The 13,412-nt window shown below is 45.0% G+C and carries 13 protein-coding genes; 7 read left to right on the forward strand and 6 right to left on the reverse strand.

Going from position 1 to position 13,412, the window contains the following annotated elements:
• Positions 1–21: 21 nt before the first annotated feature.
• Positions 22–1,845: an alpha-amylase family glycosyl hydrolase gene (locus tag ABIO93_RS30335; RefSeq protein WP_348073786.1), complete on the reverse strand. Its 1,824-nt coding sequence runs from the start codon at positions 1,843–1,845 to the stop codon at positions 22–24.
• A gap of 121 nt (positions 1,846–1,966) precedes the next feature.
• Here ABIO93_RS30335 and dprA point away from each other — a divergent pair, with 121 nt between their 5' ends.
• The gene (dprA, locus tag ABIO93_RS30340; RefSeq protein WP_348073787.1) at positions 1,967–3,091 is read left to right on the forward strand and encodes a DNA-processing protein DprA; all 1,125 of its coding nucleotides are present in this window, start codon (positions 1,967–1,969) and stop codon (positions 3,089–3,091) included.
• A gap of 4 nt (positions 3,092–3,095) precedes the next feature.
• Complete coding sequence (locus ABIO93_RS30345; protein ID WP_348073788.1) at positions 3,096–3,725, forward strand: ATP-binding protein; 630 nt, start codon at positions 3,096–3,098, stop codon at positions 3,723–3,725.
• A 57-nt stretch (positions 3,726–3,782) separates the two neighbouring features.
• Here ABIO93_RS30345 and ABIO93_RS30350 read toward each other — a convergent pair whose 3' ends face one another.
• Complete coding sequence (locus tag ABIO93_RS30350) at positions 3,783–4,214, reverse strand: peptidylprolyl isomerase (RefSeq protein WP_348073789.1); 432 nt, start codon at positions 4,212–4,214, stop codon at positions 3,783–3,785.
• 74 nt (positions 4,215–4,288) lie between these two features.
• The gene (proS, locus tag ABIO93_RS30355) at positions 4,289–5,764 is read right to left on the reverse strand and encodes a proline--tRNA ligase (RefSeq protein WP_348073790.1); all 1,476 of its coding nucleotides are present in this window, start codon (positions 5,762–5,764) and stop codon (positions 4,289–4,291) included.
• 181 nt (positions 5,765–5,945) lie between these two features.
• Between proS and ABIO93_RS30360 the strand changes: the two genes are divergently transcribed.
• The gene (locus ABIO93_RS30360) at positions 5,946–7,256 is read left to right on the forward strand and encodes a hypothetical protein (RefSeq protein WP_348073791.1); all 1,311 of its coding nucleotides are present in this window, start codon (positions 5,946–5,948) and stop codon (positions 7,254–7,256) included.
• Positions 7,257–7,381: 125 nt separating this feature from the next.
• Complete coding sequence (locus ABIO93_RS30365; RefSeq protein WP_348073792.1) at positions 7,382–8,935, forward strand: hypothetical protein; 1,554 nt, start codon at positions 7,382–7,384, stop codon at positions 8,933–8,935.
• Positions 8,936–8,989: 54 nt separating this feature from the next.
• On the opposite strand, the gene ABIO93_RS30370 is transcribed toward ABIO93_RS30365, so the two are convergent.
• From ABIO93_RS30370 to ABIO93_RS30380, 3 genes are read right to left on the reverse strand one after another with little or no spacing between them, the layout of a single operon-like run.
• Entirely contained in the window at positions 8,990–9,493 is a 504-nt protein-coding gene (locus ABIO93_RS30370) for a shikimate kinase (protein WP_348073793.1), read from the reverse strand.
• A 31-nt stretch (positions 9,494–9,524) separates the two neighbouring features.
• Positions 9,525–10,616, reverse strand: coding sequence for a BT_3928 family protein (locus tag ABIO93_RS30375; RefSeq protein ID WP_348073794.1), 1,092 nt, complete (start codon positions 10,614–10,616; stop codon positions 9,525–9,527).
• Positions 10,617–10,657: 41 nt separating this feature from the next.
• Positions 10,658–11,203: a DUF1599 domain-containing protein gene (locus tag ABIO93_RS30380; protein WP_348073795.1), complete on the reverse strand. Its 546-nt coding sequence runs from the start codon at positions 11,201–11,203 to the stop codon at positions 10,658–10,660.
• An 81-nt stretch (positions 11,204–11,284) separates the two neighbouring features.
• On the opposite strand from ABIO93_RS30380, the gene folP reads away from it, so the two are divergent.
• The 3 genes from folP (at position 11,285) to rpsT (ending at position 13,350) form a co-directional block, all read left to right on the forward strand.
• On the forward strand, positions 11,285–12,136 hold the full coding sequence (gene folP, locus ABIO93_RS30385) for a dihydropteroate synthase (RefSeq protein WP_348073796.1): 852 nt from the start codon (positions 11,285–11,287) through the stop codon (positions 12,134–12,136).
• 37 nt (positions 12,137–12,173) lie between these two features.
• The gene (gene cdaA / locus ABIO93_RS30390) at positions 12,174–12,977 is read left to right on the forward strand and encodes a diadenylate cyclase CdaA (RefSeq protein ID WP_348073797.1); all 804 of its coding nucleotides are present in this window, start codon (positions 12,174–12,176) and stop codon (positions 12,975–12,977) included.
• A 109-nt stretch (positions 12,978–13,086) separates the two neighbouring features.
• Entirely contained in the window at positions 13,087–13,350 is a 264-nt protein-coding gene (gene rpsT, locus ABIO93_RS30395) for a 30S ribosomal protein S20 (protein WP_348073798.1), read from the forward strand.
• The last annotated feature ends 62 nt before the right edge of the window (positions 13,351–13,412 follow it).

Genomic DNA, 13,412 nt, shown 5'->3' on the forward strand with positions numbered 1-13,412 from the left:
GTTATCGTAAATTTTAGAACTCTATTCCTCTTGCGAAAAAATCAGTGCGGAGTAGGGCGGGATCTGGAATGAACCAAATACAGGTTGCCCGTCAAACTCACCGTCCATTGTTTCAATGTCAAAAACTCCTATGTGTGAAAACTCCGGGTCATATTGTTCGTTATCACTATTGAACCGCAAGTTCCATTTTCCCGCTCTTGGCAATCCTACCTTATAGTCCGAGAAGGTTTCGGTTGAAAAATTCAGTAATATCACTACGCTGTCTTTGGGCCCACCTTGGTCCCAGCGATGCATAAAGATTACTTTTTTCTCATTATCGGCACGGATTATCTGTACATTCTGACCTTGTAGTCCCTTGGTAACTCCAAACCAGTTCCTTCTGATATGGATCATATCGCGGTGGAGGGTAGCAAACCCGCTGAATTTTTCGAGCCTGGACCAGTCGATTGCATCATTGTCTGAAAACCATTTGTCTTCCAGAAGCGGCTGTCCCTGAAATATCATCGGGATGCCCGGCGAAGTCAGTACCAACGCAACTCCTAATGCTGCACGCTTTTTGGAATACCAGTTGTTAACATCCCCCTCTGCAATTTCCTCGGCAACTCTGGCCTGCCCATTAGCTACTTCATCGTGCGATTCCGTGTAAATGATCCGCTGAAAAGCATCAGTATTGTACCGATTGGTAATTGCAGCAACCACCTCATCCATATTTCTATCCTGATCGTTGGCCGTTATAATGGCATCCCGAATGGTATGGACAAACTCTGCGTCCCATTGTGACCCGTATCCCAGGCCACCATTTTCAACTGAATTCGTAATAAAATCCAGTGAATGCATGTCCTCGGCAATGGTAATGCAGTTAGGACAATTGTCGCGAATATCTTTATTAATCCATTGCATAAGCGATTTTCCCTCAGGAATGTCATTACCCGGATTACCGTCGGCTTTCACATTGCGGATGTAGGGAACCATATCCATTCGGAGACCGTCAACACGGTAATCTTTCAGCCACATCATTGCATTGTCATGAATGTACTGCCTCACCTCGTTGCGTCCGAAATCCGGCCTGGTACTTCCCCAAGGAGTCTCGGCACGCCAGTCATTATAAAAATAGATCCCGCCACCATCGTTTTCACCCCAGCCGTCAAAACGCCACAGGTCAAGGTCCGAGGGGCCAAAGTGGTTATAAACCACATCAAGGATAACGGCTATACCGGCCTCGTGAGCAGCTTTAACGAATGCTTTCAGACCATCCGGGCCGCCGTAATCTGATTCAATTGAAAATGGATTTGCGGGATTATATCCCCAGGAGCGGGACCCCGGGAACTCAGAACAGGGCATTAATTCAACAGCGTTAAAGCCCATATCCTTCAAGTAAGGCAGCTTTTCGATCGCAGTGTATAGGGTCCCAACCTGATCTTTTTCCTTCACATGAAAGGTGCCCACATGCAGCTCATAGATGACCAGTTCATGCCAGCTTGGAATTTGAAAGTGTACATCCTGCCAATCAAATGAGCCTTGATTGTAGACGACACCGTTTCCAGCTGAGTTGGTCATTTTTAATGCATAAGGATCATTTCTGTGCAAATCGCCTGATGGCGTTTTTAATACAAATTTATATTCGTCTCCTTCTTTTGAATTTTCAGCCAAAACGCCCCAAACACCATTCTCTTCGGGTTGAAGAGGCGTAGCTGTATCATTCCAATCATTGAAAGTACCCACCACAGATACGCTTTCTGCGTGAGGCGCCCATACACGATAGTACACGCCATCGGGATAGCAGGTCGCCCCCATGCCTTCATAATGTTGGGTGGTTTCCGGTTGATCAGTCTGTGAATTTTCCATATTCCCTATTTGCAGATTATTGTTATTTTTGAGGTAAACTATTTGACGTATATTGGCAAAATGTATGCCAGTAGCTTCTGCGACTTTATACGTTCAGATCCACATTGAAAACACACTATATATGTTACAATCTAACGAAGACGAAAAAGTCTTCACACTGGCGCTTATCCATACGCCAGGAATTGGTTCGGTTACCATTCGCCAACTCATCAGCTATTGCGGCGGCGCTTCCAGCGTCTTCCTCGCAGATTACAAGCATCTTATCAAAATCCCCGGAGTTGGAGACAAGGTTGTAAAAGCGATTCTGGCTAAAACCACGCTTGAAATGGCTGAAAGGGAGTTGCACAGTTGCAATCAATCAGGTGTTAATCTTCATTTTTTTAATGATCCAACATATCCTGCGAGGTTAAAACCTTTGTATGATGCACCTGTTGTGCTGTATTCCAAAGGAAAATTCGACTTCAACACCGCCATCAGCATTGGGATCGTCGGAACCAGGCAAATCAGTGATTATGGAAAATCAGTAACCGAAACAATCATTAAAGAGCTGGAACCGTTCAAAGCGATGATCGTTAGCGGCCTGGCTTATGGTGTTGACATTACTGCACACCGCGCCTGTGTAAAGTACAATTTGCCCACACTGGGCGTGATGGCGAGCGGGCTTGACGTAATCTATCCGGCTGGGCATCAACGCACTGCACTGGAAATGCAGGAGAATGGCGGATTGGTCACAGAAAATGCATTGGGTACCAAGCCTGATTTTATGAGATTTCCCGCCAGGAACCGAATTATTGCAGGCCTTAGCGATGTTACAGTGGTAGTAGAGTCTGCCAAAAAAGGAGGAAGTCTGATCACGGTCGAGTTTGCGCAAAATTACCATCGCGATGTTTACGCAGTACCAGGTATGATTGGAAGCGGGCAATCGGAGGGTTGCAATTATCTGATCAGAGACCACAAGGCATCCATTTTTACCTCGGTAGAAGACATGGTGACCGCAATGGGTTGGGGATTGGAAACTAAGAAGCCTGCCGCAGTGCCAGTAGTGCAGGCGCAATGCAGCTTCGAAGGGTTCACGCAGGACGAGGGACAGATACTTGCGCTGTTAAAACAAAAAGGGTCTGTTCAAATCGATGAACTGGCCTGGCAATCGGGAATGCATCAGAATAAGCTGGCAACACTGCTTTTAAATCTTGAATTTCAGGGAATGGTCCGGTCATTACCGGGTAAAAAATATGGTTTAATGTAAATGCATGAGTAAAGGTATCATTCAACTGATTAAGCAAGGAGAGGGGCTGACGACCGAGTTTAAAAGAACGATCGACAGTGCCTACAAAATTGCCAAGACCATAGTTTCATTCGCCAATACATCGGGAGGCAATTTGCTGATAGGAGTGGCGGATAATGGTACTATTCCGGGCGTGGAGTCGGAGCTGAAGGAGTTGCAGAAGCTGGAAAAAGCGATGGGGGAATTAATTGAGCCAAAGCTGACGATAGGCATCCGGTCGGAACTGATCGACGGTAAGAAGATCCTGCTGATTGAAGTGGAAGACAGCCCTGAAAAGCCGCATCATGCCATTAATGAAAAAGCAGAGCGGATTATTTATATCAGAGTTAAAGATAAGAGCCTGCCTATTCCGAGACTTTTGCTATATGGAGAAAGCGACGCCAATACTGAAAAAATTCTTTCCTCCCGGCACGTGAAAACGCTGATTACTTATCTGAAAGAGACTGATTCAGTCAATGCAAAAGTATTTTCCAAGATTATCAATATTTCGGAAAAAAGGGCGGAACGAATGTTACAAGATCTGGCGGCAAAACAAATACTGCTGAAAATTTCCCGCAATAAACCCGAAACTTTCAGTCTGAAATGGGCCGAATAAAAAAATAGGATCAGCCCGAATGACGATTCAGGCTGATCCTATTCAAATCTTTTAAAACTACTTGATGCCTACCAGTTCCAGTTCAAAGATCAGGTCCTGACCTGCCAAGGGATGATTGGCGTCCAGAATAACGTATTCCTCCGTTACTTCTCTGATCACCACCGGGATCACCTGTCCGTTACCGTCCTGATGCATGTTCAGCGTGCCGCCTACTTCCAAAGGAATGTCGGAAGGTATCTGTGCACGCTCAAAATTAATGATCATATCTTCATTAATCGGACCGTAAGCTTCGGCATTGGGAATATGGATGGTTTTCTTGTTGCCAATTTCCATTCCGGTTACGCCGTCATCAAATCCTTTAATCACTTGTCCGCTTCCCAATTGAAAGCTTAATGGTTCACGTCCTTCAGAGGAATCAAAAAGTTGTCCGTCTGGTAAGGTCCCTTTGTAATGGACCTGTACATGATCACCTGCCTGCGCCTGCTTCATTGTATGTTAACTTAAATGGTTAAAAATGTCCTTCTTTCCCTCTGAATTTTGGATAGGAAAGCCGGGTTACTAATTTAATATGCCCTGGCGAAGACTACTCTTCCAGCCGATGGTTTTCCCGAATAAATGCAAACGCCAACTTCCTCTTGCTGATCCAAAGGGATACAGCGAATGGTAGCTTTGGTCTCCTCCTTGATTTTTTCTTCTGTTTCCGAAGTACCGTCCCAGTGCGCCAGAATAAATCCACCTGTATTATCCAGTACTTTATTGAACTCCTCAAAAGTATCGACGCGGAAAGTATTATCTTTCTTGAATGCCAGCGCCTTGTTGTAAATAGATTCCTGAATGTTGTCCAGCAACTCCTGAATGTGAGATGCAATGCCTTCCAGCGAAACGGTCTCTTTGGTTTTAGTGTCTCTTCGGGCCACTTCAACTGTGCCATTTTCGAGGTCACGCGCACCGAGCGCAAGCCTTACAGGCACACCTTTCAGCTCATATTCCGCAAATTTATAACCTGGCTTGTAGGCATCGTTGTTGTCATATTTAACACTGATACCCAGCTTTTTAAGCTGTTTGGTGATCTCTCCTACTTTTTCAGAAATCTGGGCGAGCTGCTCCTCATTTTTGTAGATCGGAACGATCACGACCTGAATAGGGGCCAATTTTGGAGGTAGTACCAATCCGCTGTCATCAGAATGCGCCATAATGAGCGCGCCCATCAAGCGGGTGCTAACACCCCAGGAAGTCCCCCAGACATATTCCAGTTTTCCGTCTTTGTCCTGAAACTTCACATCAAAAGCGGTCGCGAAATTCTGTCCAAGAAAATGGGAAGTACCAGCCTGTAATGCCTTTCCATCCTGCATTAGTGCCTCGATACAATACGTGTCTTCGGCGCCTGCAAATCTTTCATTCGCTGTTTTCACTCCTTTTACAACCGGCATTGCCATCCATTCTTCTGCGAAAGTGGCGTAGATGTCCAGCATTTGTTTGGTTTCTGCTACTGCTTCCCCGGCGGTTGCGTGAGCGGTATGGCCTTCCTGCCAAAGGAATTCAGCGGTGCGCAAAAAGAGGCGCGTACGCATTTCCCAGCGCACCACATTGGCCCATTGGTTAATGAGCAAAGGCAGGTCGCGGTAGGATTGAATCCAGTTTTTATAACTGCTCCATATCACGGTTTCAGAGGTTGGGCGCACGATGAGCTCTTCTTCCAGCTTAGCGTCCGGATCAACGATTACTCCTTTTCCATTAGGATCATTTTTTAACCTGTAATGGGTAACAACCGCACATTCCTTCGCGAAACCTTCCACATGTGATGCTTCTTTACTCAGATATGATTTCGGGATGAATAGGGGGAAGTAGGCATTGGAATGTCCTGTCTCTTTAAACATATCATCCAACGCACGCTGCATTTTTTCCCAGATCGAATAGCCGTAAGGTTTGATAACCATACAGCCTCTGACCGCGGAATTTTCTGCCAGGTCGGCTCTTTTTACTAACTCGTTGTACCATTCGGAGTAATTTTCACTTCGGGTTGGCAGGGCTTTACTCATTCGTAGGATTATTTTGTAATTGAAATGGAGTTTATCGTTAAATACATGCTCCTTTTTTGGCAGTTGCAAAGATAGTTTTTTATGTTAACTTTGGAATTAATGTATTGTAACAGACGTTTACTTACTTGTATGGAACGGAATTTTATATATATTAGCAACAAACTTTTAATCCTTTAAAGCCATGAGTACGATCAATAAAGCAAAATATTTGCCTTTGCTAGTGTTGCTGGGAGCTTGGGGATGTACCACAAATCAATATGTATCACGTTCGGGTGGAGGATATGACGACCTTTATGGCGGGAATCCTAATTCCGGAGTTGTGTTAAGTGACCGAGGTGCAGATCAAGAAGTATCCCGCTCAAACAATCCGGATTACGCTTACACCGGAGATTACGCCGAATCAGGCACTAGCGACTATTACGACGAATCCTACCTTTCATCCCGCAGTGTAAAACGGGCGGTTTCAAATGATGTAGGTTACAATGCCGGCTTTACTGACGGGTATAACTTAGCGACAGCCAATACATTACCTTATTACGGCGGCCTTGGATCTTACTGGCCTGGTAGTAGAATGAATGTAGGATTCCAGTTCGGATTTGGCAATTCATTCAGAATGAGTCCATATCTTGGTTTTGGAATGGGTTCCATGATGATGGGATATTCTCCCTGGGGTTACGGAAGCATGATGGGATATGGTTACGATCCATTCGGTTATAACTCCTTCGGTTACAGTCCTTTTGGATATAACAACTACGGATATGGTGGCTATGGTGGATACTATGACAGCTTTTATGGCGGAGGATATGGTTACAACCCATGGGCTTACAGCCGTCCGGTTATCGTAGTCAACAACAATTATGAAAGAGGCCTTTCAAGAACTTACGGACCACGTGTTGCATCCAATGTAGGTGGCAGCAGATCCAGAAGTAATGATCGCTACAATTCGGGTTCAGTAAATACGCCAAGATCAGCGACTGGTTCAGGAGAACGTAGCGGTAGAAGGTCAGCCAATGCAGTTTCAGCCAACGATTCTTATGCTTCACCAAGATCATCCAGAACTTCCGGACGTGGCGGTGTAGCAGATGCGGGTGGCAGAACAAGTGGCGAGTCTTACGGTACCAGGAGTGCATCGGGAGAAGGAAACAACGTTTACTATTCTCGTCCACGCTCGTCAGGAGCCAGCAGTTATTCGTCTGAAAGTGGTAATGTAGGAAGTTATACTTCACCACGCTCGTCAAGAGGGAACAGCGTCAACACTAACAGCTCGCCATCATACAGTCCTCCGTCAAGGAGCCAGTCTGATTACAGTACTCCGTCACGCGGGTCTTATTCTGCGCCGAGCAGAAGTACTGAATCATACAGTGCGCCGACAAGGACTTACAGTGCACCAACATATAGCGCGCCATCAAGAAGTTACAGTGCACCTGCAAGCAGCGGCTCTTCGGGCGGCGGAGGCGGTGCCACCCGTTCTTCATCACGAGGACCGAGATAATTGTAACGGCCCGTGCATGACGCATAGAATTTAATATACAAAACCCTGCAAGATGTCATATTCTTGCAGGGTTTTCGTTTACTTCATAGTCAAATTAAGATTACCGGATATCAGTAAAAAATGCCATGACAAAACCACATTTATGGGCATCAATCACTTTCGCCCTACTAGCTTCCTCTTCATCCTATGGCCAATACGCAGCCGATGCACTACGATATTCCGAAATGAACCAAACAGGTTCTGCCAGGTTTCAGTCTTTGGGAGGAAATCACGCATCATTAGGAGGTGACCCGAGCGCTATACACGGCAACCCTGCTGGATTAGGCTTTTATACGCGGTCAGAATTGTCCATTAGCCCGGCAGTAACAGGTATCGGTACGAAAACGGATTATCTGGGAACAAGAAATTCGGATAACAAAGCCAATTTCAACTTGGCGCAGGCATCGCTGGTAATAGCTAGTCAGCCCGGGTTTCAGAGAAAATGGAAGCGGTCATCGCTGGGTATTTCCTTTTCTCGCCAGCAATCGTTTCAGGACATTTACTACTATTCCGGTCGCAACAACAGGAGCGCGTACCTAGATAATGTCGTTGAGAATGTGAACGCGGCCAAAACGCCCGTCACACAATTGGAAACAGATTTTGAAGGTAGTACCTCCAATGGCGGACCGGTGGCTTTTTCGATACCTGCTGCTTACTATCAGATGTACCTGATCAACCCCACTACTGCGGCGGGTGCCCCGTATAATGCGCTGGATAAAAGCAGCGTAGTGGATCAGTCCGGGACTTACAGTGCTACCGGCGCCAACACACAATGGACGCTGGCTTATGCGGGAAATTTGAATGATAAATTTTATATCGGTGCCAATGTAGGTTTCAACAGGATCCGTTATAAGTACGATCGGACATTCCGTGATAGCTACATCGACAGCCCTGAGCTGATCTCTATTGAGCAGGGAGAGGCCCTGACTGTATCGGGAAGCGGTATCAACCTTTCGGTTGGTGTGATATACAAAGTCAATCCGATGTTTCAGCTTGGCGGGGTGATCATTAGCCCAACATTCACGGCCATTAAGGAAACATTTTCCCAGAACGTGAGCGCACAGTTTGTCGACAACCTGGTAACTGGCCCGGATGGTAAGTTGATTACGCCGCCCTACACATCATTGCCTCTGGCGCCCAATGACTTCGAATATTCTCTGACAAGTCCGGTAAGAGGAAATGTCGGCGCCACTGTTTTTTTACAGGATAAGGGTTTCATCACGGGATCAGTGGAATTTGTAGGATATAGCGGCATGCGCACCAAGACCAGTTATCTGAGCAGCAGTGATAACACCAATTTTAAAAACGATACAAGGGCTGAGATCCAGGATAGCTATAAGAATGCAGTCAATTTCAGGTTGGGTAGCGAGTTTCGTGCCAAGGCGTTCCGGGGACGCGTAGGAGCAGCCTATCTCTCCGATCCCTATTTAAACAATGATGGTATCGACCGGAGTAAATTGTCATTCTCGGCAGGTGTGGGTGTAAGAACAAGTAAATTTTTCGCAGATTTAACCGGCACATTGACCACCTATAAATCCGCATTTACACCTTACACTTTAAACAATGTACAAGACTATTCGTCTGTGGAGGTTTCCAACAAGCCGGTGAATGTAATGCTGACCGTTGGGATATTTTTCTGAGAGAAGGAGTGCAATAGATTGAATGCAAAACACCTGCGATTCGCAGGTGTTTTGCTATAATAATGGCCCCAGTACTTCCAGTAAATGCTTCACTTCGATCTCGCCAGTCAATGTCATATCCGCCTGGGAGTAGTAGGGGAGGCGCTCGGTGATTTTGTTTTGTAAAGTATCTTGGAGTGAAGTTGTCCCCGAAAGAATGGGCCGGTCGTCTTTTCCGTGGTTTTCGATCCGTCGGGCTAAATCGGCCGCAGGAACATTCAGAAAAATGCTGATGCCCATTTTTTTGATCAATGACATATTGTCGTAAAAACAGGGGGTACCACCTCCCGAAGCCAGCACGATTGCTTTTTGAGTAGCAGTTTCCTTTAAGACCCGGCTCTCCACTTCACGAAAATAGGTTTCTCCTTTTTGACTAAAAATAGACGAAATATCCATTTGCTGATCCTTTTCGATCAGCTTGTCCAGGTCAATGAACCGGTATCCCAGCGTCCGCGCCAGTTTTTTTCCAAGGGTAGTTTTGCCGGAAGACATCATTCCGACGAGTATAATATTTTTCATTGAATGCTTGGTGCGAGCTGAGATACCGTCTTTATTTGGCCAGTGCGATCACCTCCTCGGCTGTGGGCGTGTCGTTATAATGCCATTTACCTTTAACCGTACCCTCTTTTAATAGCCAAAGTCCAGGGTTAGATCTCGAAATCGTCTTCAAAACAGTGGCATCCACGTAATAGTATGGAGCGTTCAATTGGTGTTCGCTAAGGAACTTCTCAATTTCAGCACTATTGCCAGAAGTCAGAATAACGGGTTCAATGCCCTTTGTTCGCACATTATTGATCAGTTTGTTCATATCAGGCAACGCCGCGGTATTAATATCTGACAGATTTTTGATGATCAGAAACAGCTTTTTCCCTTTGAATGTCTCCTCGGTGTAATCACCTGCATCATTCCAGACTTTATAGTCGGTGATCTTTGGCTTTGCATCCTCATTGAGTACGATCATTTCCTTGAAGACAAGGGTAGTATCGCTCGGGTACTTTTCGTACTCAAACTTTTCACCGTCTTTTTCGAAAATATATAAGTATCGAAGAGGTGCTGAGGGTTTGAGCTGAGCGGGAATGCTTGCTCCGACCCGGTAAGGCAGCAGATCGATAATGGGTAAATGCCTCAATGAGTAAACTGCGATGCCCAGCGACGCAATGGTAGAAATGACTACAATAATGCCGGTCGGATATGCTTTGAATTTTCTACGATAATATACGATAATCAGGATCAGCGCCAGCAGGAACAGATCTTTCCCAAATGAAGTCCAGGGAGTCAGCTTAATGGCTGCCCCGAAACATCCGCAGTCTGTTACTTTATCGAAATAGGCGGAATAGAATGTAAGAAACGTAAAGAAAAGAATAATGGTAAGCAGCAACCAGGACACCGCTCTGGGTTTGTAAGCCACCAGCAACGCGATCCCCAGAACTACTTCGGCCGTGCAAAGGAATACTGAAAAGTAGAGTGCAAAGGGAACAATGGAAATGAAAAAATCATGCAAAGCGGGAAGGTCGGCCGCGAAGACTTCAAAATACTCTTCCAGCTTATACTGCGTCCCTATTGGATCATTGAGCTTGATGAGACCGGAAAAAATGAATAACAATCCAACGATGACACGCGAAATCTGAGCAAGAATTTTCATTTCAGATGGGTTAACGGGTTCGCCTTGCGGCCAGTAATGATTTAATTAGTCTGTAATGAATTGGATTTAATTAAACAGAAAACCGAATAATTGATAATGTCTTGATAACCAGCTTTTACGCCTTCTGAAACCAATGTGTATCCCTGATTATCTTCGATTTGTTTGATCCGTAGCAGCTTCATCAGGATGATATCAGTCATCGAGCTCACGCGCATGTCACGCCAGGCTTCGCCGTAATCGTGGTTCTTATTAAACAAAAGCTCTTTTACTTCGTTCACCTGAATGTTATAAAGTGTCGTTAGATCAGAATCATCGATGAGCTGCTTACTTTCACCAGAGGCGATCTGGATTAGGGCCATTACGCAATAGTTGATGATACCGATAAATTCAGAGGAGATGTCTTCATTAACTTTTTGAACGCCCTTTTCCTGAATGGTACGAATACGCTGAGCTTTAATGAATATTTGATCTGTAATGGAAGGAATTCGCAGAATGCGCCATGACGTTCCGTAATCTTTATTTTTTTTTGTAAAAAGATCTTGGCAATACTGAATGATTTCCTGATATTCCGATTCTGTGGATTTCACTATTTAATTGGTTTACTGCTTCGGTGGCGTTCGGAACAAATTACCTCATACTCATTCCATTGGCCGCATTTAACAACATTTATGTCGCAAGTTAGCAAAAAAACACTCAACATTCGGGGCAGGCTTTTCGATCTTTCAACACCGGTGGTGATGGGAATACTTAATATCACGACCGATTCTTTTTATTCTGAAAGCCGCGTTACCACGCAAAATGAGGTCGTAGACAAGGCGGGGCAAATGATTGCAGAAGGCGCGGGGATTATCGACATCGGCGGCTACTCAACCCGTCCGGGCGCCAGGGAAATTGATCAGGAAGAGGAGGGCGACAGAATAGAATCAGCCGTGGAGTCGTTGAATAAATATTTTCCTGATCTGGTGATTTCTGTTGATACTTTTCGTTCCCAGGTTGCAGAAAGGGGGATTTTAAAGGGCGCGCATATCATTAATGATGTCGCTGGCGGAAGTCTGGATCTTGCTATGTTCGACACTGTTGCCGCGTTGAAGGTTCCCTATATTCTGATGCACATGCGCGGAAACCCGCAGACCATGAACCAAATGACAAAGTACAATCAACTGATACCCGATATTATGAGTGATTTGCAAGGAAAAGTTACTGGGCTTAGAAACAGGGGAGTAACTGACATAGTCATCGATCCCGGATTTGGATTTGCCAAGACCGTTGCTCAAAATTTTGAATTGATGAAGCACCTGTCGGAATTCAGCCTATTGAGCTACCCGGTACTGGCTGGAATTTCCAGAAAAACGACAATCTATAAGACACTAGGAATTTCAGCGGATGAGGCATTAAACGGAACCACTATTCTCAATACACTGGCTTTGCAGCAGGGAGCATCCATTCTTCGGGTGCACGATGTAGGGCCGGCAGTGGAAGTAGTAAAACTATGGATGGAGGCTGGCAACTGTATGAATTAAAATAGTAATTTAGTCGCGAAATAATATTGATTTTCATATGCGTGTGGGTTTTTTGAACATCAACTGGGCCGATGTCCTCGATGTTTTTTTAGTGTCTGTTCTTCTTTATCAGGTATATACACTTGTGCGGGGAAGTATTGCCAGCAGGGTTTTCCTGGGTTATTTGTTCGTGTACGTCTTTTACCTTGTGGTTAAGGGGTTAGGCCTGGGCCTTCTGACGGCCATTTTGCAATATTTTATGGGTGTGGGAGCTGTCGCTCTAATCGTTATTTTTCAGCAGGAAATCCGCCGCTTTTTGCTCATCATTGGGAAGTCGACGGTTTATACCAATAATAGTTTTCTGAAAAAAGTGCTCGGCAATTCTGTGCTGGATTTCAAGGTGAAAAACCTGAGGGAGATCATTGACGCGAGCAAAACCATTGCCGCCAACTTTACAGGAGCACTTATTGTGGTTAACAAGCGGGATGATCTCAGCAAATATGTAGAGACAGGAGAGTTGTTGGATGCCCGTGTGTCCAAGCCACTGCTAGTCTCACTGTTTAACCAATATAGTGAACTGCATGATGGCGCGGTGGTAATCGTGGACGGCGTTTTGAAAGCCGCCAGATGCGTACTGCCGGTAGCCGATGGCGTGGATGTGCCATCATCACTCGGTTTTCGCCACCGGGCAGCAATGGGAATGAGTGAGGCAACTGACGCGATTGTCATTGTGATTTCAGAGCAGACGGGCAAAATTTCGTTGGCAGTGGAAGGAGAGCTACATAGCAACATTCCATATAATGAGCTGGAAATCCGCATCGAAGAGTATCTTTCTTCGGATGTTCAGCGCATGCCGAAATAGTCAATGAAAGATTCTCAGAATATATTTTACTCTAAATTTGGCATTTTAAGAAGCAATTTCTATTTTTGCAAACCGAAATGAGAAATAGAAAAATATCAAGTACAAAATAATGGCAAATCATAAATCAGCATTAAAAAGAATTCGCGCTAACGAAACTAAACGTTTGCGTAATCGTTACCAGCACAAGACTACACGTTCGTACATAAAGAAATTGCGTGAAACGACTGATAAAGCAGTAGCTATTGAAGTTTACAAAACTGTTTCTTCAATGTTGGATCGTTTGGCAAAGAAAAATATCATCCACAAGAAAAAGGCTTCTAATCAAAAATCAAAATTGTCCAAATTGGTCAATTCACTTGCGATAGCAGCATAAGATTTTTTTCTACCAGGAGATAAACCCCGATAACTTAGTTGTCGGGGTTTATTTTTTTATTG

The organism is Dyadobacter sp., from assembly GCF_039919315.1.
Lineage (GTDB): Bacteria > Bacteroidota > Bacteroidia > Cytophagales > Spirosomataceae > Dyadobacter.

What these genes read in the sequence shown, in the direction of transcription:
- ABIO93_RS30335 (WP_348073786.1), bottom strand. Translation starts at nt 1,845, where the DNA reads ATGGAAAATTCACAGACTGATCAACCGGAAACCACCCAACATTATGAA.
- dprA (WP_348073787.1), top strand. Translation starts at nt 1,967, where the DNA reads ATGTTACAATCTAACGAAGACGAAAAAGTCTTCACACTGGCGCTTATC.
- ABIO93_RS30345 (WP_348073788.1), top strand. Translation starts at nt 3,096, where the DNA reads ATGAGTAAAGGTATCATTCAACTGATTAAGCAAGGAGAGGGGCTGACG.
- ABIO93_RS30350 (WP_348073789.1), bottom strand. Translation starts at nt 4,214, where the DNA reads ATGAAGCAGGCGCAGGCAGGTGATCATGTACAGGTCCATTACAAAGGG.
- proS (WP_348073790.1), bottom strand. Translation starts at nt 5,764, where the DNA reads ATGAGTAAAGCCCTGCCAACCCGAAGTGAAAATTACTCCGAATGGTAC.
- ABIO93_RS30360 (WP_348073791.1), top strand. Translation starts at nt 5,946, where the DNA reads ATGAGTACGATCAATAAAGCAAAATATTTGCCTTTGCTAGTGTTGCTG.
- ABIO93_RS30365 (WP_348073792.1), top strand. Translation starts at nt 7,382, where the DNA reads ATGACAAAACCACATTTATGGGCATCAATCACTTTCGCCCTACTAGCT.
- ABIO93_RS30370 (WP_348073793.1), bottom strand. Translation starts at nt 9,493, where the DNA reads ATGAAAAATATTATACTCGTCGGAATGATGTCTTCCGGCAAAACTACC.
- ABIO93_RS30375 (WP_348073794.1), bottom strand. Translation starts at nt 10,616, where the DNA reads ATGAAAATTCTTGCTCAGATTTCGCGTGTCATCGTTGGATTGTTATTC.
- folP (WP_348073796.1), top strand. Translation starts at nt 11,285, where the DNA reads ATGTCGCAAGTTAGCAAAAAAACACTCAACATTCGGGGCAGGCTTTTC.
- cdaA (WP_348073797.1), top strand. Translation starts at nt 12,174, where the DNA reads ATGCGTGTGGGTTTTTTGAACATCAACTGGGCCGATGTCCTCGATGTT.
- rpsT (WP_348073798.1), top strand. Translation starts at nt 13,087, where the DNA reads ATGGCAAATCATAAATCAGCATTAAAAAGAATTCGCGCTAACGAAACT.